The sequence below is a fragment of the Burkholderia sp. MR1-5-21 genome, from assembly GCF_053427715.1.
The window spans coordinates 19527-40362 of sequence record NZ_JBSAXD010000012.1 but is presented as its reverse complement, the minus strand read 5'-3'; the positions used below and the strand labels follow the sequence as shown (position 1 = coordinate 40362).

Genomic DNA, 20836 nt, shown 5'->3' with positions numbered 1-20836 from the left:
CATATAACGTCCACGGCACTGGGCCAACGCTGCGCACAGCAGCGCCATGCCCGCGCCTCTACATGGAAGGAGACATCGGCGTGCAACTCGAAGCCAGCCACTGCACGGGCCTCGCGCTCGCGACGGACGCCGTCAGGGGTGCGCACGTGCGCGCCGGCATCGCATCGCCGGGAATCGCTTCGCCATGCGGGACACACTAGGCCCAATCGCCCCCTCCCCCGAACCGCACGACGCCGCGCACGCGCTCGAGACATTCGACGCGCGGCAGATGCGGATCCTGCTCGTGCTGCTGACCGAGCGGACCGTGTCGCGCGCGGCGGTGCGGCTCAACCTGTCGCAGCCGGCCACGAGCGCCGCGCTGAAGCGGCTGCGCACGCTGCTCGGCGATCCGCTGCTGGTGCGCAGCCGCTACGGGATGGTGCCGACCGAGTTCGGTGCGCGGCTGATCGAGCCGCTGCGCAACGCGCTGCGCGTGATCGACTTCATCCGCAACCAGCAGCCGACGTTCGACGCGAACACGTCGGTGCGCACCTACCGGATCGGCTGCCCCGACTACCTGAACGTGCTGTTCGTGCCGACGCTCGTCACGCTGTTTCGCGAACGCGCACCGCACGCGCAGCTGGTGTTCCATCCGCTCGGCGATGGCTTCGACGCCGAGCGCGCGCTCGCCGACGGCGAACTCGACATCGTGATCGACAACCGGTCCGCGCGCGCGTCGCGGTTCCGGCAGGACGACCTGTTCGACGACCGCGTCGTCTGCCTGATGGACGTCACGCATCCGGTCGTCAAACGCGGCCGGATGACGGCCGCCGAATACGCGCAGGCGCCGCAGCTGTGTCCGACGCCGTCGTGGCTCGAGGCGTCCGGCGCGATCGACCGGCAGCTCGAGCGCGTCGGCCTGCAACGCAGGATCGTCGTCACGCTGCCGCATTTCGAACTGGCCGCGCACGCGCTCGTCCGCTCGGACCTGATCCTCACGACCACCGTCCGGCTCGCGCGGCACTACGCGAAGCTGCTGCCGCTCGGCATCGTCGCGTTGCCGGCCGATCCGCCGGACATCGTGTACCGGATGACCTGGAACGAAGCGGGCGCGTGCGTCGACGGCGTGCGCTGGCTGCGCGGGCTGATTGCCGAGGCGACGCGAAGCTGGCTCGACGCAGATGCGGCGGCGCCACCCGTCGGTCTCACCCCACGCTCGATGGTTGCGCGAGCAACCGCCTTATCACGACCGCTCCGATGAGCGCGAGCACGCCGACGGACGACACGCGCGCCGCCAGTGCCGCGCCGAACGACGGCCCGACGATCATCGCGCAGTCAGCATTCCCCCACCCAATTGCATCTGACTCAGCGAGAAATTCGGCAAGCAGCGCGCGTTCAACCTTGTGAATTCTGGTTCGGTGACCAGTTCCAGTACGTCGTACCCCAAGCACTACCCTGGATTACTGGCATGATCGCGCCAGTCTCGAAGTACTGGCGGCTGCCAGCCTTGGCCGGCGTTTGCCACCAACCCGCGGTTGGGCATGGGCTACCGCCCGGGACGCTTGCGTGACCGGGACTCGCGCTCTTTGCCGATGGCACGACCGTAGGCGGATCCGGAATCGGCGGCGCGTCAGGCAGATCGAAGCGGGCAACCCATGCGCGCGCGTTCTTGGTGTCGGCGCTCGGCAAATCCGGGATATATGTATGCAGCGCATCGGGCTTCGGGTCGCGCAGTACGCGCAGCACACTGTTCACAAAGACGTAGGGTTCAGGCAAGCCTTCTTCGGGAGCGCCAAGACGAGGGAAATCGCCCGCGCGGATCATCAGACACGCATTGGCACGTTCGATATGAATGTCGGGGCGGTCGAGTTTTTCTCGAATAACCGCTTCGCCACCCAATCGCTTGATGAACAGCTCACCCAGGATCGTGTACCAGTTGACGCCTTTGATGAAACCCCATCGGCCAACCTTTGCTCCCGGATGTAAGTCAGGATAGAAAGCCGTCATCGCCTCAGTCGATTCCCCTTCATAAGACAGAGGATCGTACTCCCTTGATTGAAGATGCGCCGTACTATCGATTTCCAACCCACTAAAACGCTCGGCAAGCGCCCATTCTTGCGGCATAAAACGATGATAGCTATATGGCAATATCGGTGCCAACCCGCCATAGCCACCTTGTACAGCGAGCTTGCTGCACACATATCGCAGAAATTCCTCGTACTGCGTGATGCCGCCGTCGGTAGTTACCAATTCCATCGGCACATTGAATTTCAGATATGACAGACCCGACTCCTGACCTTTCTTCGCGATCCATCCTGACGGCGAAACATAGTCTTCCGGGTTTGCGATCCCAGTTAGCGTCCCGATATTGTATTCCGCCGCTGTATCTTGATCGGTGGCACTGGAGCGCAACACGCTCACTTCCGAATATGAAGGTGTATCGATGATCGCACCGCGAATCTTCTCCACGCCCTTCGCGTTCCGCTTCGTGAATTTCCCCAGATCGGCGTCCTTGCCTCCCTTCAGATGCTCGCCGAACATCTCATCAAATCGGTCAAAGCAATCGAGGATTGCTTGCCGCACATCCGGCTGCGAGCCCCGCTCAAAGAATACCGTACCAATCGCACCCGGCAACACGCCCATCGTGTTGTCGGCAAGCCGCACGCTCAAGTCTTCCTGATAGCGAGCAAACGCCTGAAACGGTGTCAAGACAGGTTTCGAATCACTCATAGTCATAATCGGGTTACCTATTAATCTATCGGGCATGGATTCGATCAGTCAGCGGACGCGGCAAGCGCGCCCCCGGCCGCTGCCGTCCCACCGAGCGAAGCGGCCAGTGCCGCAATGGCGTCCGCGCCTGCCTCGATAACCACGCCGAGCGTGACGGCCAGGGCGGCAGCAGCTTCTATGCCAGCGGCGATGATCGCACACAGCGCAGCGAGAATCGCGAGCAATTCGGGAACCAACAGGATAACGATTGCGACGCCGACGACCACCGCAACAGCGATCGCCGCCCCTTTCAGCAATGTCACGCCGACCTGCGCCCAATCGATATGCTTGAGTACTTCCCACGTCATATCGGTCATTCGCACAATCGCCTCCCATCCGGCCTTGAGCTGCGCGGCTGTATAGCGAAAGATCTCGTGACCTGTCTCGTCAACCCATACCCATGCGCTATGTGCCTTGTCACTTACCCATTGACCCGCTGTAAACATCCACGCGGCGTGCTGATGCAAGAATGCGCTGGTCTCAGCGGACAAGTAGGAATATCCACGATGAACCGCGTCCCACACCGGGGCAACTGCCTGTTCGATTTCATCCCCATACTGTTGCGCCTTTTGCCACCAGTCCTCGTACCAGACCGGATGCGGTATCGGTGTCACGGTCCGAATGGGGACGCGCTGTCGCTGCTTCTCGTCTCCGGTCTTCGGTGCTGGGATCGGCGCCGGTACAGGAATCTTTTTTAGCTCGCCATTGCAATCGCTCACGTCGATCACGGTCATGCGTGTTTTGAAGTCGCCGGAAATATCTTGGTACGCTTTCTCTTGACCCACGCCCCAATCGTCGCCCGGAAACTTTACCTCCACAAGTCGCAGCAAATTGCCGGTATGCGACCCGCCTTCACGATCAATATTGCCGCGACCGGGCCAGAGAACCGCTGGACTTTCGACGATAATCACGTCAGGGCGTCGAAGAAATCCGGGTTTCGCGCCACGCGGAAACGGGTTCAGGCTGCGACGACGCTCCGCCCCTTGAGGTTTGTCATCGCTCAGGAAAGGGATGGGGGCCTGCGCCCCTTTCGATAAGACGGCTGGCCACATGTCGAAACTCACTTCGGCCTTGTACTGGAACAACCATTCCCGCGCCTTCTCTTCGATAATCATCGGTCCGCTCATCGCAACCTGCATAAGCAAGCGGTAGATCACAGAACCGTTGCGCAATTTGACGGGAATGTATCTTGCCGTTTTCAGCGCATGCTCGACCTTTTCCTGCAAATACCCTTTGGTTCCAGGCGGCAATGACGCGTACTGCGGAACGCGCTCCCGAATCGTCTCGCACGCACCTGCAGGTTGAAGTGATCCACCCATCGTCTTCTCCTCGTGTCGCCAACGTTCAGGCGCTCTCGTCGTTTGCATCCTTGAGGTAATCAGCCCAGATGTCGGGCTGCCCTCCACCCGCGTATTTCCATGGCTCAACGTCCTGCTTGTCCTGCTCGAACGCCTTCAGACCCACGCTCTGCGCGCTCGGCGTGAACACCGGCACAGTTTCACCGAGATCGTTTGTATGACCGAGCACGGTACGCCCAGAGGGAAGCTTCAGTTCATAGGCGTGCTGCACCAGCGGCGAGCCATCCGTCTGGTTTTTCAGAACGTAGTACCTCTGATACGACGGTTTGTATTGCGGCATCGCAAAGGACTGACTCGTCGGGCCGCTGAAGCTGTGCTGCGCGCCCTTCACATCGATGCTGCCCGGGGCGTGGATTTCGATGTCCCCGCCCTTCAAACGGATGTAGGCCCCGCCTGACGTCAACAGGATTTCGTTCGCACCGGCGACCTCGATCCTGTCTGTCGTCGACAGCACCTTGACGGTCTTCTGCGCGGTGATCTCGATGTTGTCGTCGTGCGCTTGGATCTCAACCTTTCCCTTCCCGGCGAAGAGCTTCATGCCCGCGTTCTGCACAAACAGGCTGAGCTTTTCCGCGATGCTGGCGATCAACGATTTGCCGGCAGCAATATGCGTGCTTTGCCCGCTGACCAGATTGACGTGCATCTGCGCGTTCACATGCAGGGACTCCTGCGTCGACAGACCAATGCCGGCCGGGCTGCCGAACAGCATCACCGGCTCCTTGAACGCGTTCGCCGAGCCCGTGCCGCCACCTGCGGTACGCCCGCCCGACGCCGCACCGGACACGCTGTCCTGGGTCGCGTCGGTAAACGCGCGCATCGCGTCGTGACCCGGTTTCAGCGATTCCGCCTGGTGCTGCTCGGCGACACCCGACATCGACTCCAGCAGGCTCTCCGCGTTGACGAGCTGCTGCTGCGTTTCCTTCACATCGAGCGCCTGGCTGTTCGGCGCCTTCGCATGCGTCGTCACGTACATGCCCTGGCTCGCGCGCACCGCGCCGTACGCGTCCGTGCGCAAATCGAAGCCGTTGCCGAGGTAAGGCCCGCGCGTGTTGTCCTGCTGGTCGATCAGGTAGCCGAGGTGCAGCAGGCTATTGCTCGAGCTGCTCGCCAGCTGCACCCGGTTCTGTCCGGTTGCATCGTCCATCACGAGCTGGTTGAACCCGGCGCCCGAATACTCCTTCGATCGGTAGCCCGAAAGAATTCCGTTGCTGTGCCATTGCGGCGCAGTCGCACCGTTGTAGACGCGGGCCACAGCCAGCGGCCTGTCCCAATCGCCGCCGACGTGATCGATCAGCACTTCTTCGCCGATGCGTGGAATGTGCACGCCCCCGTAGCCGCCGCCGGTGTCCGACTGCACGACGCGCACCCAGCACGATGCGCGCTGGTCGCATGGGTTCACGCGATCCCAGACGAACTGAATGCGGATCCGGTTCAGTTCGTCGGTGTACACCTCTTCGCCCGACGGGCCGACGACGATCGCCGTCTCCAGGTGCATCTCCGGTTTCTCGTGCTCGAACGGGCTGCGGTACGGGACAGTCGTACGTTGCGCTTCGACCTCGACCAGATAGAAGCCGACCGATCCGTCGGCATGCGCCACCTACAACGATGCGTCGGCCGAGCGTCCGGCCCGCGCGTCGGCGATGTCGCTGTGCAGGCTGTGCGGGAAGTTCGGCGCATGCGTGACCGGCAGGTTGTTCTCGATCCACCAGCGCACCTCGATCGCGGCAAACTCGCGCTGCTCGACGGGATCGGCATCGTGCGCCGGATGATCGGCCAGCGTGAAGCGCCGGCCGGCGTCGATCCCGCGGACCCCGCCCGCACCGTGGAAGCGCTTCGCGCGCGACTCCCACTCCTCCATGCGGATTCGGGACAGCTTGTCCCCGCGCTGCTGTTGCAGATACGTGTAGGCGCCGGTGTATTCGTAGACTTCGAGCTGGCCCGGCAGATTGCCCTGGTTCGCTGCGGTCGGCACCGTCGTGCCCTTCGGGTTCGACGTGGGCGACGGATTCTTGTAGTCGGACGTACGGGTGGTCAGCGTCGCGCTCTGAAGCGTGCGCGTGCCGGACCACTGCGTGAACGCGTCGACCTCGGCTTGCGTATCCGATCGATAGAACGAAACGGTCTTTGCCGGCAGCTCAGGGAACGTGTCCGGCCGATCCGTGATCACGAGCGTATGGGAGGTGCCGTCGTCGGCCTGCTCCCAGTATCCGAACAGTCCCTCGCTCTCGAGCAAACGGTGCACGAAGTTCCAGTCGGTTTCGCTCTGCCGCGTGTACGAGCGGTTCGGCAGCGAATCCGACAGCACGAAGCGAAACCGGCCGCGGGCCTCCGGATGCTGATCCAGCACGTCGGACACGATGTCCTCGACCGTCCTGTCGATCCAGATCTTCTGGTCGCGCCGGAACTTCAGCACGTGCATCCACGTCTGCAGCGTGATCTGATACGTCGTGAGGCCGCCGTCGGCGCCCAGCCGGCGCGCGGTATAGACGTAGCCGTGGACCGGGCGGTAAGTGCCGTTCGCCTGCTGGATCCACAGGGTGACGGGTTGCGCGATGAGCTTCTTCAGCTCGATCGCGCTGTCCAGCGACACCACGTCCAGCGTGAACGCGTAATCCCGGCCGATCGTCGATCGACCGACGGCCCGCTGCACCACCAAGGCGTTTGGCCCAAGCGGTGTGTCGAGCTTCAACAACCGTTCCTGCTGAATCAGGCTGCCACGCAATGCGGCAGCGAGGTTCTGCTCGTTCATTGTTAGCCTTTCGTTTTTATTACAGCGCTCTCGGATAGCGTCTGGTACTGCACGCGGGATTTTACCCGCGGTCTGGAAAACGAAAGGCCGCGTCAACAACACCGACAGCGACACGACCGAGCCGAGCGTCGACAGCAGAATCGTGCGCGACGTCACATGCGATTTGCGTCCGTAGAACTCGGCGCGCCGTCACCCCCTGCTCGATGGTTGCGCGAGCAACCGCCTTATCACGACCGCTCCGATGAGCGCGAGCACGCCGCTCAAATTCAGTGCATCGGCAAACCCGCTCGCGAACGCGGCGGGCGCGGCGTCCGCGAGCGTCTTCGCCGCCTCCGGCGGTACGCGCCCGAGCGCGCGCGCGAGATCGCCGGCCAGCAGGCTCGACATGAACGGCGCATCGACGAACCCGCGCACGCCGGGCGCCGCCGCGAGCAGCCGATCGAGCTGTGTGTGCGCACGTGCGGCGAGCACCGCGCCGAGCACGCCGACGGCCGTCACGATCGCGGTAAAGCGCGTCGTCGTGCTGATTCCCGACGCCATGCCCGTGCGGTTCGCCGGCACGCACGCCATGATCGCCTTCTGCGTGTCGCCGTTCATGATGCCGGCGCCGCAGCCCGTCACGAACATGCCGATCGCGACGAGCCGGTAGTCGCCGCTCGCCGTCAGCGCCGCAGTCAGCAGGTTGCCGGCACCGATCAGTGCGAGCCCGCCCGCGAGCACGCCGCCGGACGACATGCGCGCCGCCAGGGCCGCACCGAACGACGGCCCGACGATCATCGCGAACGCGAACGGCAGCATCCCGAGCCCTGCGTCGATCGCCGACATGCCGAACGCGTTCTGCAGGTACAGCGGCAGGAACGTCATCATCACCTGCGCGCACGCCGCATAACCGAACATCGCGAGCACCGCGCCGACGAAACGCGGCGCGCGGAACAGCGCGAGATCGATCATCGACCGCGCCTGCCAGCGCTCGGCCGCGACGAAGCCCGCGAACAGCGCGGCGGCGAGCCCGAAACGGCCAAGCGTGCCCGCTGCCAGCCAGCCGTGCGCCGGCGCGCCGATCAGCGCCGCGATCCCGCATGCGAGCGCCGCGCCGAACAGCAGGCTGCCGATTGCGTCGACGCGCTTCGCGTGCGGATCGCGCGATTCGTCGATCGCCGCGCGCGCGCCCACGGCGAGCAGCGCGCACACCGGCAGGTTCAGCAGGAACACCCAGCGCCAGCCGATCCACTGCGTGATCGCGCCGCCGACGAGCGGCGCGATCGCGGTCGCAACGCCCATGCACATCCCCCAGATTGCCCACGCGCGGGCACGCTCGCGCCCGTCCGGGAAGCGGTTCGCGATCACGGCGAGCGCGGCCGTCAGCAGCAGCGCGGCGCCACCGCCCTTGACCGCGCGCGCCGCGATCAGCCACTCGGCCGACGGCGCGATCCCGCAGCCGAGCGACGCCGCGAAGAAGATCGCGAGGCCGGCCGCCAGCATCCGCTTGCGCCCGAAACGGTCGGCGAGCCCGCCGGCGGGCAGCAGGCACGCGGCGAACGCGGTCATGTATGCGCTTACCACCCATTCGATGTCGGCAAAGCTCGCGTGAAAGCTGCGCGCGATGCTCGGCAGCGCCACCGCGACGACGTTCGTGTCGAGCACGATCAGCGAGCAGGTGGCGGACGCGACGGCGAGCGTCGCGGCGGCGGGCAGCCGCGTGCCGCCGCGCGGCGCGGGCACGGCGGCAGGTTCGCCCGCACGCGGCGCCTGGGAAGACTGGGACATCGGAGACTCCGGGACAGGATGGTCGAGCCGTATGCTAGGCTTTCCCGGTATTGCCCGTCATTGACATTCCCACGCTGTTTTATTGACGATTTCTACAATCATGGGTCAGCTCGAATTCCGTCACGTCCGCGCGTTCCTGAGCGTCGCGCAGCACCTTCACTTCGCCCGCGCGGCCGATGCGCTCGACATGGCGCCGCCCGCGCTCACGCGGCAGATCCAGGAAGCGGAGCGGCTGCTCGGCGTGCGGCTGTTTCAGCGGTCGCGGCGCTCGGTCACGCTGAGCGCCGCGGGCGAGGCGTACCTCGCCGAGGCGAGCGCCGCGTTCGAGCACCTGCAGCGCGGCCGCGAGCTCGCGACGCTCGCCGAACGCGGCGAACTGGGCCGGATCGAGGTCGGCTACGTGTCGTCGGCCGTCTATTCGGGCACGCTGCAGCGCACGGTCGGCGCATTTCGCGTCGCGCATCCGCGCATCGAGCTGAACCTGCGCGAAGTGCCGATGGACGACGTCGCGAAGCAGATCGACTCGGGCCGGCTCGACATCGCGTATGTGCGGCCGCCGATGCCGCTGCCCGGCGAGATCCGGACCGTCACGCTGCAGCGCGACGTGTTCATCGCGGCCGTGCCGGCCGATTCGTCGCTCGCCGCGCAGCAGTCGATCAAGGCCGCCGATCTCGCCGGTATGCAGTTCGCGGTGCCCGAGCAGGAACTCGGCACGCTCGAGGTCGCGCGCCGCGGGCGCTTTGCGCCGGTGATCGCCGCGCGGCCGGGCGGCTTGCTCGCGGTGCTCGCGTGCGTGTCCGTCAACGGCTGGGTCGCGGTGATTCCGGACGCGCTCGCACGCTGCGTCGCGCTGCCGGGCGTCGTCTACCGACCGCTCGCGGGCAAGCCGATCACGTCCGAGCTCGCGCTGGCATTCCGGCGCTTCGAGAAAGCACCGGCCGTGCGCGCATTCCTGCGGATCGTGTCGCAGCCGGACTGAGCCGGGCGGCATCGCATCGCGCGCTGCCGCCGGCGGAAGGGTCACGACCGGCATAAGTCACGAGGCTCGCAGCACGCAGCACGCAGCACGCAGCGCGCAGCACGCAGCACGCAGCACGCAGCACGCAGCACGCAGCACGCAGCACGCAGCAATCCTGCGCCGCCGGCCGTCGACCGGCAAGGTCGTCGCGCCGTCCGGCCGCCATCCGCCGGCACGCGAATATGCATATCGCGATTCGATGTTTGTCCGCGCGGAACCGATTCCGTAATCTGGGCGTCAGCCGCGCCGCGAGCGCGCGGATCACCCGAGAGATCGCCGCCGATGAACCCGCCTCCGTTCCGTCCGCCACACCCTGCCCGCCGACGCGCGCTGCTGCGTCTCGCGAGCCTGGCCGCCGCGCCGCTCGCCGCCAGCATCGCGCCACCGGCCGGCGCCGCCCTCCCCGACCTGTCGGACGTCACGCTCGTGCTCGGCGACCAGGCCGGTGGCCTGCGCGCGCTCGCGGAAGCCGCGCGCGTGCTCGACGGCGCGCCGTACCGGTTCCGCTGGGCGAATTTCCAGGGTGCCGCGCCGCTGTTCGAAGCGCAGCGCGCGGGCGCGATCGACCTCGCGCCGGCCGGCGACCTGCCCGTGCTGACGGCGGCGCTCGGCGATCCCGCGCTGCGGATCGTCGCGACCCGCGTCGGCTCGCCCGCATCGCTCGGAATCGTCGTGCAACCGGATTCGCCGGTGCGCGCGATCGCCGACCTGAAGGGCCGCACGGTCGTCGTGTCGTCCGCGCGCGGCAGCATCTCGCAGTACCAGCTATACGGCGCGCTGCGCGAACACGGCCTCGCGCGACAGGACGTCGACGTGCGCTTCGTGCTGCCCGTCGATGCGTTCGCCGCGTTCGAGGCGAAACGGATCGACGTCTGGGCGACCTTCGATCCGTATTACGGTCATGCGGTACGCCGCGGCGCACGGATCGTCCGCGACGGCAGCGGCATCAACTCCGGGCTCGCGTTCCTCACGTCGCCCGTCACGACGCTCGACGATCGCGCGAAACGCGCAGCGCTCGCGGACGTGCTCGCGCGGTTCGCGCGCGCGGGACAATGGGCGCTCGCGCATCCGGCCGACTACGCGGCCGTGTATGCGTCGCTCACGCGGCTCCCGGCCGACGCGGCCGCCGACATCGCGCGCCGGGCCGCGCTGGCGCAGCGCGATGTCACAGCGGCGGACATCGGCGTGCTGCAGCGGGTCGCCGACCGCGCGGCCGCCGACGCGATCCTGCCGAGACGGGTGGACGTGGCGGCGATCGCGATCCGGAACCTGTCCGCCGGATAAACGACGTCACTCCTTCACCGCGCCTTCGTCATGTCGAGATCCGGCACGTCGTCGCCGAACGTCGACGCGACGAGCGTGCGCATCGCCGCGATCAGCAGCGTCGGGCCCGACTGGTTGAACGTGCAACGCTCGCCCGCGGCCGGCACCGCGCGGTGCAGCACGGCCCGCCATGCACCGCGCCCGCCGTCGCGCTCGAGCGCGGCGAACGGCAGGCGTTCGACGAGCGGACCGCCGTCGGTCCACGACGACGACGGCGCGAACGGCACCGGCGCACCGCCCGCCTCGCGCACGGCCCGGCAGCCGGCGGCGTCGACGCGCGGCGCGCCGAGCCCTTCCGCCACCGCCACCCAGTAATCCAGCGATGCGCCCGTCAAATCCTGGACTTGCATGGCCGCCTCCATCGCCGCCGAAAGCCCCATGCTAGCGCGCCGCGCGCACCGCCGGCGAACCGGGTTTTCCTCGGTGACACGCTGTCCGGACAAACCCGCGCAACCCTGTTACGAATCGCCGATTCGTGCGTAAAATGGCCGGCACACCCGCCGCCCGGCCCGTCCCGGCTCGGCAACAAGCGGGCAAGCCAGACCAGAACCAGAATTCGTGCAGGATCGGGAACGCCGCCGCTCCGCCGCCGACCACAACGGGATCACGATCCACACGATGCCGCGCAGCAAGGATCTTTCGGGGGGACGCATGTCCACGCACGCCAGAAAACCGCTGGTATCGCTCGTCGTGCCGTTTCACGACGAATACGAAGCGATCGATGCGTTCTTTGCCGAGACCCTGCCGATTCTCGAGTCGGTCGATTCGGTCCGTTTCGAGATCGTCTGCGTCAACGACGGCAGCCGCGACCGCACGCTCGACAGGCTGATCAGTGTCGCGTCCGGCGACCCGCGCATCCGCGTCATCGACCTCACGCGCCGGTTCGGCAAGGAAGCCGCGCTGACCGCCGGCCTCGACGAAGCGACCGGCGCCGCGGTGATCCTGATCGACGCCGACCTGCAGGATCCGCCCGCGCTGATCCCGACGATGATCGAGCACTGGCGCGCCGGCGCCGAGGTCGTCGCGGCGAAGCGCACGAACCGGATGTGCGATCCGTTCATGCAGCGCGCGGCCGCCGCGCTCTACTATCGCGTGCACAACGCGCTGTCCGAAGTCGAGATGCCGGAAAACGTCGGCGATTTCCGGCTGATGGACCGCCAGGTCGTCGACGCGCTGCGCGCGCTGCCGGAGCGGCGACGCTTCATGAAGGGACTGTTCGCGTGGGTCGGCTTTCGCACCGCGATCGTCGAATACACGCGCGCGCCGCGCAGCGGCGGCCGGTCGAAATTCTCCGGCTGGCGGCGCTGGAACTTCGCGCTCGAAGGCATCACGAGCTTCAGCACGGTGCCGCTGCGCGTGTGGACCTATGTCGGCCTCGCGTTCGCGATGCTCGCACTTGTCTACGGCACGTTCATCGTGTTGCGCACGCTGCTGTTCGGCAATCCCGTGCACGGCTATGCGTCGCTGATTTCAGTCGTGCTGTTCATCGGCGGCATCCAGTTGATCGGCATCGGCGTGATCGGCGAATACCTCGGCCGCATCTATCACGAGTCGAAGCAGCGCCCCGTCTATCTCGTGCGGCGCCGCTACCGCGCCGAACGCCACGCGCACGTGCAGCCCGCGCCGAACGGCCACGCGCAGCCGGGCTCGAAGCTGCTGCCGTTCCCGGTCAAGCGGATGGCCGCCGCGCGTCGCCGGCCGGCGACGCCGGCATCCGCCGCTCCCCCCGCCCGAAAGATGTCGGTCAAGTAGCCCACGACGCAAGCCATCATGGATCTCTCCCCGCAATCGCTGCGCGTCGACGCCCGCCCCGTCCGGACCTGGGTGACGCGCGAGCGGGTCGTGCTGTACAGCCTGCTCGCGCTGGCGCTGTTCGCGTTGTTCGCGTGGATCTGGGTGCGCGCGCGCGCCAGTTCGAGCGCGATGATCACGACGCGCCCGGGCGCGGATTTTTCGGTGTTCTGGGCCGCGTCGTACGTGATGCTCCACGGCGCCCCGTGGCAGGCGTACGACTACCCGGCATTCGTGCGGCTCCTCGCCAGTCTGTTCCCGCCGTTCACCCGCGACAGCTTTCTCGCGTGGCTCTACCCGCCCACCTACCTGACGATGGTGACGCCGCTCGCGCTGCTGCCCTATGCGATCGCGTATCCGCTGTTCATGGCCGCCGGCATCGCGCTGTTCGGCTTCGCGGTGTGGCGCGTCGCGCGGCTCGGTGCGCTCCCCGGCACGCGACGCTTCGGCTGGCTCGTGCTGATCGGGTGCCCGTGCGTGTTCGTCACCGCGGTGTTCGGGCAGAACGCGTTCCTGACCGCGTCGTTCGCCGCGCTGGCCGTGTACTGGACCGACCGCCGGCCGGCGTGGGCCGGCGTCTGCATCGGCCTGCTGGCGATCAAGCCGCAGATGGCGCTGCTGTTCCCGTTCGTGCTGATCGCCGCGCGTGCGTGGCGCACGTTCGCGTGGGCCGCCGCCACTGCCGTGGCGTTCGTCGCGCTCAGCGTGCTCGTGTGCGGCGTGCAGTCGCTGCGCCTGTTCGCCGCGAACGCGGGACTCGCGCGCACGATCATCCTCGAGCACAGCGTCGTGTTCTGGTTCGCGTCGCCGACGCCGTTCGCCGCGCTGCGCATCGCCGGCGTGCCGCTTGCGGCCGCGTACGCCGCCCAGGGCTGCATCGCGGCGATCGCGATCGCGGCCGCGTGCATCGTATGGGCGCGCACCCGCGACACGCGCCTGCGCGGCGCGGTGCTGGCCGTCGCGACGCTCGCCGCGAATCCGTACCTGTGGCATTACGAGCTCGTGTGGCTCGGCATCGCGTTCGCATGCATCGTGTCGCTCGGCTGGCGCGACGGCTGGCGGCGTGACGAGCAGACGGCCGTCGTCCTCATGTGGGCGCTGCCCGCGTACGAATACCTGAACCCGTGGATGCAGTTGCCGCAGATCGGGCCGGCCGTGATCCTCTTCGCACTCCTCGTGCTGCTGCGGCGCGTGCGGCCCGAGGACCGTTCACGCGCATGGCCGGCCCGCGCTCACAGCGCGAGCCGCGGCGGCGCGTACACGCCGTAGTACGGGCCGACACCCGATGCGATGCCGTTCAGCTTGACGCCGGCGACGAAGTGGCCCTGGATGGTCTTGACGGAGCCGCCGGCCGCCGCGTCGATCTGGAACGCCGCGAACGCGACGACCGGCACGTAGGTGCTGGTCGCCGTCTGCGTGACGACCGGCAGCACGACGGTCGTGCCGACCGGCACCGACGTGTAGAGCGTCGCCTTCACGCCGGTCGCGAGGTTGATGCTGTTGCCGATCGCGAGCGGCGTCGGATTGCCGGTCGTCATCAGCCCCGCCATCGTCGTCGTGTCGGTCGCGGTCGACAGGAACGACGTCCACTGCCCGCCCACGCACGACGCGCCATAGGTCTGGCCGTTCGTGATGACGAACTCGTACGGCAGGTTCGTCAGCGGATTGATGAGCGGCTGGTTGGTCGCCGTACTCCAGTACTGGTTGTAGATGCACTGGTCGATCGCGAGCGGAAACAGGCCGCCCGACGCGATGCCGCCGGGCGCGGCCAGCACGGCCACCGCGGTCGCGCTGCCCGACGCGCCGGGAATGCCGAGCAGCCCGCCGAGCAGCAGCGGGATCGTGCCGCCGTTCACGCCGGCCGCGCGCGACACGGTGACCTGCACGGCCGGCGCGTCGTAGACGCCGGGCGTGACGGTCGTCGCCTGCATCGTCGCGGGGCTGCCTGTCAGGTTCCAGTAGCCGGTCGCGACCGTGCCCGTCGACAGCGGCGCGCCGGCCGCCGAGTTCAACGCAACCGCGCCATTCGCCGCGCTCGCCGCCTGCGCCCAGCTCAGCGTCGCCGCGCCGGACGACAACAGCTTGTCCGCGCCGGCCAGCGCCGCGGCATCGGCCGCGGTCTGCAACTGGTTGCGTGCCACGGCCACCCATGCGACGTCGATCGCGAGCGCGCCGAACGACAGCAACGGAATCAGGAACAGCAGGAAGAACAGCGCGACGGAGCCGCGCTGCCGTTCGCCGGCGGGTTCGCGCAGGCCCGTGTCATTCATAGAGCATCACCGATGTCGCCGACACGGTGACCGGCCCCGTCAGCGCGCTGAACGCGGAGCCCAGCACGAGCCCCGTGTACGTATAGGTCACGGTCACCGTCAGCGCGGTGCCCGACGTCGTGCCGCTCGCCTGTGTCACGGTCACGGCCGGCGTCGTCGCGGTGCCGCCCGTGATCAGGCTGTTCTGCGTGTAGTTGAGCGCCACGTTGCCGATCTGCGTCGTGGTCAGCATCGGCACGCGCACGACGACGCCCGCGCGCGCGGCCTCGCGGCTCGCATTGGTGATCACGGCCTTGTCGCACAGCAGCAGGCTGCAATCGATGATGCCGAGCAGCACCATCAGCAGGAATGGCAGCATCAGCACGAACTCGAGGGACACGACGCCGCGCGCGTGGCGGGCGCCGAGCGCCCGGCGTGTCATTTTGCGGCCTCCGTGCCGGCACGCGCGTCGCGCTGCGCCGCCGTACCGGACAGCGACGCAGGGCCGGCGCCGGCCCCGCGCGACGCGAGGCGCGCGCGCACCGCTTCGTAGAAACGCAGGTTGTCGGCGACCGCCGACGACGGCAGGTCCGCGGCCAGCAGCTTCTTCGCCGAGTCGGTATTGCCGAGCACGCCGTACGCGAATGCGAGATTCTGCCGCGCCTGCCACGGCGCGTCGGGCAGCCCCGCGACGTCGAGCAGCACGTTCACGCCCTCGCGCGGCCGGTTCGCGAGCACGAGCGACAGCCCGAGGTCGACGCGCAGCCCCTGCGCGTCGGGATGCGCGCGCAGCGCGTCGCGGTACACGACCTGCGCGTCCGCGTGGCGCCCCTGCAGGTCGAGCACGGTGCCGAGCCCCTCGGCCGCGAGCGGCAGGTTCGGCTGCGCGGCGAGCAGCGCGCGGTACCGCTCGCCGGCCTCGTCGAGCCGGCGCTGCCGCAGCGCGACGCGCGCGAGACCGACCTGCGGGCCGAGCTCCGCCGGCGCCTGCCGGCCCGCTTCCGCATAGAGCATCCGCGCGCGCTCGAGGTCGCCGGTGCGGTAGTTGACATCGCCGAGCCCGACGCGCGCCGCGAGCGAATCGGGATGCGCGGCGAGCACCTTCTCGTACAGCGTCCCTGCGAGCTCGACGTTGCCGCCCGCCAGCGCGCTGTCCGCGATCCGCAACTCGGTCTGCGGATCGTCGCTCTTGTGCGATAGCACCGGCCGCGTGCGGACGTCCGGCGAGCTGCAGCCGCCGGCCAGCGCCGGCAGCACGAGTGCAAGCGCGAGCGCGCGCATTGCGGTTCGTGTCATTTGAATACCTCGATCAGGCGGATCGCCGCCGGACCCGCCGCAATCAGGCACACGGTCGGCAGGATGAACAGCATCATCGGCAGCGTGATCTTCGGTGCGAGCTTCGCGGCCCGCTCCTCGAGCGCGACGATCTGCTCGGTCCGCTCGGTGCGCGACAGCGTCCGCAGCGCCTGCGTGATCGGCGTGCCGTAGCGCTGCGACTGGGTCAGCGTCGTCGCGAGCGAGCGCGCCGACGTGAAATCGACGCGCATCGCGAAATTCGTCAGCGTCGCGGATACGTCGCCGCTCAACGTCAGCTCGTCCGCGCAGACCGTCAGCTCGTCGGCGAGCGGCGGGCAGATCCGCTCGAGCTCGTGCGCGACGCGCCGCACGCCGGTCGCGAGACTGTTGCCGGCCATCGTGCAGATCACGAGCAGGTCGAGTGCGTCCGGAAAGCACGCGGCAATCGCCCGCCGCCGCCGCCGGATCATCACGCCGAGCACGTACTCGGGCACGATCACGCCGATCACGAATGCGCCGATCATCGCGAGCGCGCGGATCACGAAGTAGCCGCCGAAGCGCGGGATATATGGACTGAACACGATCGCGCAGCACGCGAATAGCACGCCGCAGGTCAGCTTGATGCCGATCATCGACGACACCGCGCGGCGGTCGCGGTAGCCGGCGCGCGCCAGTTGCAGGCCGAGCTTCACGCGCTGCATCGGGTCGAGCACCGGCAGCCGTTCGCCGAGTTCCGCGAGACGCCGCGACAGGTCGTTGCGAACGTCGCCCGGCTGCGGCAGCCCCGCGTCGAGCGACGGCGCGCGCTGCCCGGCCGCCTGCCGCGCGCGCACCGCGATCCGCTTGCGCGTGCTGCCGCCGGGCGTCGTCAGCGCGAGGACGACACAGCCGAGCAGCAACAGCAGTTCGAGCGCGTGGGTGGCGAATGTCGGCATCGTCATCGCGCGGTATCCAGTCTGGAGATTTTCCGGATCACGAGCAGCCCGACTGCGAGCAGCACGGCCGCGATCGTCAGCATCACGTGGCCCGCGTGCGTCGTGAACAGCAGCATCACGTACGACCGGTTCACGAGGAACAGCACCGCGACGATCACGAACGGTATTGCCGAAATGATGTGGGTCGTGATCCGGCTTTCGGCGGTCAGCGCGCGGGTCTTCAGGCGGATGTCGCGGCGGGCGCGAATGATGCCCGACAGCTCGTCGAGCGACTCGCCGAGGCTGCCGCCCGTTTCGCGCTGCAGCAGCAGGTACACGGTGAAGAACGAGAAGTCCGCGATCATCAGCCGGTCGGCCGCCTGCGTCAGCACGTCCTTCAGGTCCGCGCCGAGCCGCAGGCTGTCACCCATCGTCCGGAACGTCGAGCGCACGGGTTCGGCCGCGCCGTCGCCGACCGTGCTGATCGCCTGCGTGACCGGAATGCCCGCGCGCACCGCGCGCACGATCAGGTCGATCGCGTCCGGGAACGCCTCGAGGAAACGCACGCGAAAACGCCGGATCAGCCCGAGATAGCTGGCGCGCAGCGCGGCGAGCGGCAACCCCGCATAGAGCAGCGGACGCACGAACCCCGGCGGTTCGATCAGCTTCACCGCGACGAGCGCCGCGATCGCGCCGGCGAGCGTGCAGGCCACGACGACGCGCACGCCGCCGTCGCCGCTTACCGCACGCACGCGCGTCACGTAGCGCTGCAGCCATGCGCGCGCGCGTCCGTGCCGGCGCTCGAGGCTGAACAGCGCGAGGCCGGCGGCGCCGGCCTCGCCCGCTTCGCCGCCGGCACGTGGCGCCGACAGCCGGTGCAGCCGCGCGCGAATGCGCTGCGCGGGCGCGTGGCGCACGCGATCGATCAGCGACGAGATCCCGAGCCCGATCCCGAGCATCACGACGAACGCGCATGCCGCAAACAGATCCGCCGCCGTCATGGCCGGAACACCTCCGCGAGCGCATCCTCGACACCGTAGTACGCAGCGCGCGCAGAGAACGCCGGGCGCAGCGACGACGCCTCGAACGTGCCCTTGACCACGTCGCGCGTGGTGTCGCTGTCCTGGCGGAACGCGAACAGGTCCTGCGTGATCACCACCTCGCCCTCCATCCCGACGATCTCGGTGATCCGCGTGACGCGGCGCACGCCGTCGCGCATCCGCTCGACCTGCACGAACAGGTGGACGGCGCTCGCGATCTGGCGCCGGATCGACAGCAGCTGCAGGTTCGCGTTCGCCATCATCACCATGCTCTCGAGCCGGCTGATCGCGTCGCGCGGCGAATTCGCGTGGATCGTCGTCATCGAGCCGTCATGGCCCGTGTTCATCGCCTGCAGCACGTCGAACGCCTCCGGGCCGCGGATCTCGCCGAGGATGATCCGGTCGGGCCGCATCCGCAGCGCGTTGCGCACGAGGTCGCGCTGCGAGATCCCGCCGATTCCCTCGGTGTTCTCCGGCCGCGTCTCGAGGCTGACGACGTGCGGCTGCAGCAACTGCAGCTCGGCGGCGTCCTCGATCGTCACGATCCGTTCGTGCTCCTCGATATGCTGCGACAGCGCATTGAGCAGCGTCGTCTTGCCGGAGCCCGTGCCGCCCGAGATCACGATGTTCAGCCGGCACGCGCACGCGACCTTCATCGCCTGCAGCATCGCGTGCGAGATGTTGCCCTGCTGCGCCATCCGCGCGAGCGTGATGTCGCGTTTCGCGAACTTGCGGATCGAGATCGACGGGCCGCGCATCGCGACCGGCGGCAGCACGACGTTCACGCGGCTGCCGTCGGCAAGGCGCGCATCGACCATCGGACTGCTCTCGTCGACGCGGCGCCCCACCGCCGCTGCGATCCGCTGCGCGACGCTCGTCACGTGCGCGTTGTCGCGAAACTTCAGCGGCGTGAGCTCGAGCCGCCCCGCGCGCTCGACGTAGACCTGGTCGGGCCCGTTCACGAGGATGTCGGTGACCGTGTCGTCGGCGAGCAGCGGCTCGATCGGCCCGACGCCGAACATGTCGTTCAGGATCGCGTCGACGATCAGCATCTGTTCGCCGGCCGTGATCTTCAGCTGCTCGCGCTCGACCGTATGCGCGGCAACCTGCTCGATGCCGGCGCGCACTTCGTCGCGCGTCTTCATCAGCGCGGCCGACATGTTGATCGACGCGAACACCGCCGAGCGGATCGCATCGAACTTGCCCGAGCGGATCAGCGCCTCGTGGCTGTCGCCGGCGCCTGCCGCGCGCACGGGCACCGGCGCGGTGGCAAGCGGGCGCGGCGCGGCCGGTGCGGCAGACGCGGGGACGTCGGGCGGACGGTTGCGGGTGCCGAACTTCACGATCCTTTCCTCCACTTGATGAACCGCGCGTACCACGGCTCGGCGACGGTCATCGACTCGCCGGTGATGCCGTTCGCGAGCTGGGCGATCTCATGCGCGAAGCCGTTGCGCTTCCCATTGACGACCGGTTCGCCGAGGTTTTCCGCGACCGCGAGCGCCTGCGGCTCGTGCGGCAGCTCGCGCAGCTTCACGCGCCCGAACGCATCCTCGAAATCGGCGCGCGCGACGCGCCCTTCGACCGGCGGGACCGGATTGTTCAGCACCATCGACAGGATCCGGTCGCCGGGCAGCTCCTCGGTGAAGCGCGCGAGCCGCGCCGCCTCGTATGCGGCATGCACCGAGCGGTCGGCCACGATGTGCACGAGATCGGACGCCGCCAGCGCGCCCTCGAACAGCGGCCCGGCCCGCGCGCCGACGTCGAACAGCACGTAGTGGAAGCGGTCCTTCAGCATGTCGACGAGATGCGCGATCGACGCGTCGCGCAGCGACACGTCCGCGCCGTACGCGAGCTCCGCCGACAGCACGTGCAGCCGGTCGCCCTTCGTGACGAACATCCGGTCGAACAGCGCGTCGTCCGGGCGCTGGTCCATGTTCAGCAGCTCGATCAGCCCGTTGTTGCTCGACAGCCCGAGCATCGAGTTCGCGCCGCCGCCGTACAGGTTCAGGTCGACGTACGCGACGCGGCGGCGCTTCTCGCCCGCGAGGCAGCGCGCGAGGTTCACCGCGACCGTCGTCACGCCGACGCCGCCGCGCGCGCCGACGAAGCTCACGGTCTTGCCGGTGCGCACCTGCACGACCGATTCGGTCGCCGACAGCGTGCGCCGCATCAGTTCGACCGTCAGCGGCTTGACGACGTAATCCTGGACGCCGATGCCGAGCAGGTTGCGGAACAGCCCGACGTCGTTCTGCGTGCCGATCGCGACGACGCGCACCGACGGATCGCAGACCTCGGCGAGCCGCATCAGGTCCGACACCGGCAGCACCGAGTCCGACACGTCGACGACGAGCTGGCGCGGCGAGCGCTCGTTCTGCTGCAGCAGGCGGATCGCGTCGTCGCAGTTCCCGGTCTGCAGATACGCGCGCGGGATCGACAGGTCCTGCGCAACCCGCCGGATCACGTCCGCGCTGCCGGGATCGGACACGACCACGACGAGATCCGCGGTGGCGGCGCTCGCCGCGGCGGCGGCGCGTGTGGCGTTGTGGCGGTCGAGGACGTTCATGGTCGCGGAGATATCGGCAA

The 20836-nt window shown here is 68.1% G+C and carries 16 protein-coding genes and 1 pseudogene; 5 read left to right on the top strand and 12 right to left on the bottom strand.

All coding sequences use genetic code 11. The features are described from left to right. The first annotated feature begins 184 nt into the window (after window positions 1-184). Window positions 185-1240 (top strand): LysR family transcriptional regulator, encoded by a 1056-nt coding sequence (locus tag ACV229_RS17795; RefSeq protein ID WP_448084425.1) that lies wholly within the window; start codon window positions 185-187, stop codon window positions 1238-1240. A 134-nt stretch (window positions 1241-1374) separates the two neighbouring features. Here ACV229_RS17795 and ACV229_RS17790 read toward each other — a convergent pair whose 3' ends face one another. The 4 genes and pseudogenes from ACV229_RS17790 to ACV229_RS17775 form a co-directional block, all read right to left on the bottom strand. Next, window positions 1375-2715: a type VI immunity family protein gene (locus ACV229_RS17790; RefSeq protein ID WP_448084424.1), complete on the bottom strand. Its 1341-nt coding sequence runs from the start codon at window positions 2713-2715 to the stop codon at window positions 1375-1377. Between the two features lie 38 nt (window positions 2716-2753). Further along, window positions 2754-4067 (bottom strand): VRR-NUC domain-containing protein, encoded by a 1314-nt coding sequence (locus tag ACV229_RS17785; protein ID WP_448084423.1) that lies wholly within the window; start codon window positions 4065-4067, stop codon window positions 2754-2756. 25 nt (window positions 4068-4092) lie between these two features. Further along, window positions 4093-6855 (bottom strand): annotated as a pseudogene (locus ACV229_RS17780) (type VI secretion system Vgr family protein). Window positions 6856-7044: 189 nt separating this feature from the next. Continuing rightward, on the bottom strand, window positions 7045-8622 hold the full coding sequence (locus ACV229_RS17775) for an MFS transporter (RefSeq protein WP_448084422.1): 1578 nt from the start codon (window positions 8620-8622) through the stop codon (window positions 7045-7047). Between the two features lie 100 nt (window positions 8623-8722). Here ACV229_RS17775 and ACV229_RS17770 point away from each other — a divergent pair, with 100 nt between their 5' ends. Further along, the gene (locus tag ACV229_RS17770) at window positions 8723-9601 is read left to right on the top strand and encodes a LysR family transcriptional regulator (RefSeq protein ID WP_448084421.1); all 879 of its coding nucleotides are present in this window, start codon (window positions 8723-8725) and stop codon (window positions 9599-9601) included. 321 nt (window positions 9602-9922) lie between these two features. Continuing rightward, on the top strand, window positions 9923-10924 hold the full coding sequence (locus ACV229_RS17765) for an ABC transporter substrate-binding protein (RefSeq protein ID WP_448084420.1): 1002 nt from the start codon (window positions 9923-9925) through the stop codon (window positions 10922-10924). Window positions 10925-10938: 14 nt separating this feature from the next. On the opposite strand, the gene ACV229_RS17760 is transcribed toward ACV229_RS17765, so the two are convergent. After that, the gene (locus ACV229_RS17760) at window positions 10939-11313 is read right to left on the bottom strand and encodes a phage protein NinX family protein (RefSeq protein WP_448084419.1); all 375 of its coding nucleotides are present in this window, start codon (window positions 11311-11313) and stop codon (window positions 10939-10941) included. Window positions 11314-11614: 301 nt separating this feature from the next. Here ACV229_RS17760 and ACV229_RS17755 point away from each other — a divergent pair, with 301 nt between their 5' ends. Then, window positions 11615-12715: a glycosyltransferase family 2 protein gene (locus tag ACV229_RS17755; protein WP_448084418.1), complete on the top strand. Its 1101-nt coding sequence runs from the start codon at window positions 11615-11617 to the stop codon at window positions 12713-12715. An 18-nt stretch (window positions 12716-12733) separates the two neighbouring features. Beyond that, window positions 12734-14023: a glycosyltransferase family 87 protein gene (locus tag ACV229_RS17750; RefSeq protein WP_448084417.1), complete on the top strand. Its 1290-nt coding sequence runs from the start codon at window positions 12734-12736 to the stop codon at window positions 14021-14023. On the opposite strand, the gene ACV229_RS17745 is transcribed toward ACV229_RS17750, so the two are convergent. From ACV229_RS17745 to ACV229_RS17715, 7 genes are read right to left on the bottom strand one after another with little or no spacing between them, the layout of a single operon-like run. Beyond that, complete coding sequence (locus tag ACV229_RS17745) at window positions 13987-15024, bottom strand: TadG family pilus assembly protein (protein WP_448084416.1); 1038 nt, start codon at window positions 15022-15024, stop codon at window positions 13987-13989. The genes ACV229_RS17750 and ACV229_RS17745 overlap by 37 nt on opposite strands. After that, on the bottom strand, window positions 15017-15445 hold the full coding sequence (locus ACV229_RS17740; protein WP_448084415.1) for a TadE/TadG family type IV pilus assembly protein: 429 nt from the start codon (window positions 15443-15445) through the stop codon (window positions 15017-15019). The genes ACV229_RS17745 and ACV229_RS17740 overlap by 8 nt, the downstream gene beginning before the upstream one ends. Beyond that, window positions 15442-16299, bottom strand: a complete 858-nt coding sequence (locus ACV229_RS17735) for a tetratricopeptide repeat protein (RefSeq protein WP_448084414.1) — start codon at window positions 16297-16299, stop codon at window positions 15442-15444. The genes ACV229_RS17740 and ACV229_RS17735 overlap by 4 nt, the downstream gene beginning before the upstream one ends. Next, window positions 16296-17240: a type II secretion system F family protein gene (locus ACV229_RS17730; protein ID WP_448084413.1), complete on the bottom strand. Its 945-nt coding sequence runs from the start codon at window positions 17238-17240 to the stop codon at window positions 16296-16298. The genes ACV229_RS17735 and ACV229_RS17730 overlap by 4 nt, the downstream gene beginning before the upstream one ends. Then, complete coding sequence (locus ACV229_RS17725) at window positions 17237-18214, bottom strand: type II secretion system F family protein (RefSeq protein WP_448084412.1); 978 nt, start codon at window positions 18212-18214, stop codon at window positions 17237-17239. Before ACV229_RS17725 ends, ACV229_RS17730 begins: the two co-directional genes overlap by 4 nt. Next, the gene (locus ACV229_RS17720; protein ID WP_448084411.1) at window positions 18211-19596 is read right to left on the bottom strand and encodes a CpaF family protein; all 1386 of its coding nucleotides are present in this window, start codon (window positions 19594-19596) and stop codon (window positions 18211-18213) included. The genes ACV229_RS17725 and ACV229_RS17720 overlap by 4 nt, the downstream gene beginning before the upstream one ends. Further along, window positions 19593-20816 (bottom strand): AAA family ATPase, encoded by a 1224-nt coding sequence (locus ACV229_RS17715; protein WP_448084410.1) that lies wholly within the window; start codon window positions 20814-20816, stop codon window positions 19593-19595. Before ACV229_RS17715 ends, ACV229_RS17720 begins: the two co-directional genes overlap by 4 nt. Between the last annotated feature and the right edge of the window lie 20 nt (window positions 20817-20836).

Bases quoted from the DNA above. Each gene is read 5' to 3' on its own strand.
- ACV229_RS17735 (WP_448084414.1), bottom strand. From the start codon at position 16,299: ATGACACGAACCGCAATGCGCGCGCTCGCGCTTGCACTCGTGCTGCCG.
- ACV229_RS17750 (WP_448084417.1), top strand. From the start codon at position 12,734: ATGGATCTCTCCCCGCAATCGCTGCGCGTCGACGCCCGCCCCGTCCGG.
- ACV229_RS17795 (WP_448084425.1), top strand. From the start codon at position 185: ATGCGGGACACACTAGGCCCAATCGCCCCCTCCCCCGAACCGCACGAC.
- ACV229_RS17725 (WP_448084412.1), bottom strand. From the start codon at position 18,214: ATGACGGCGGCGGATCTGTTTGCGGCATGCGCGTTCGTCGTGATGCTC.
- ACV229_RS17765 (WP_448084420.1), top strand. From the start codon at position 9,923: ATGAACCCGCCTCCGTTCCGTCCGCCACACCCTGCCCGCCGACGCGCG.
- ACV229_RS17775 (WP_448084422.1), bottom strand. From the start codon at position 8,622: ATGTCCCAGTCTTCCCAGGCGCCGCGTGCGGGCGAACCTGCCGCCGTG.
- ACV229_RS17740 (WP_448084415.1), bottom strand. From the start codon at position 15,445: ATGACACGCCGGGCGCTCGGCGCCCGCCACGCGCGCGGCGTCGTGTCC.
- ACV229_RS17745 (WP_448084416.1), bottom strand. From the start codon at position 15,024: ATGAATGACACGGGCCTGCGCGAACCCGCCGGCGAACGGCAGCGCGGC.
- ACV229_RS17715 (WP_448084410.1), bottom strand. From the start codon at position 20,816: ATGAACGTCCTCGACCGCCACAACGCCACACGCGCCGCCGCCGCGGCG.
- ACV229_RS17755 (WP_448084418.1), top strand. From the start codon at position 11,615: ATGTCCACGCACGCCAGAAAACCGCTGGTATCGCTCGTCGTGCCGTTT.
- ACV229_RS17730 (WP_448084413.1), bottom strand. From the start codon at position 17,240: ATGACGATGCCGACATTCGCCACCCACGCGCTCGAACTGCTGTTGCTG.
- ACV229_RS17760 (WP_448084419.1), bottom strand. From the start codon at position 11,313: ATGCAAGTCCAGGATTTGACGGGCGCATCGCTGGATTACTGGGTGGCG.
- ACV229_RS17785 (WP_448084423.1), bottom strand. From the start codon at position 4,067: ATGGGTGGATCACTTCAACCTGCAGGTGCGTGCGAGACGATTCGGGAG.
- ACV229_RS17790 (WP_448084424.1), bottom strand. From the start codon at position 2,715: ATGACTATGAGTGATTCGAAACCTGTCTTGACACCGTTTCAGGCGTTT.
- ACV229_RS17770 (WP_448084421.1), top strand. From the start codon at position 8,723: ATGGGTCAGCTCGAATTCCGTCACGTCCGCGCGTTCCTGAGCGTCGCG.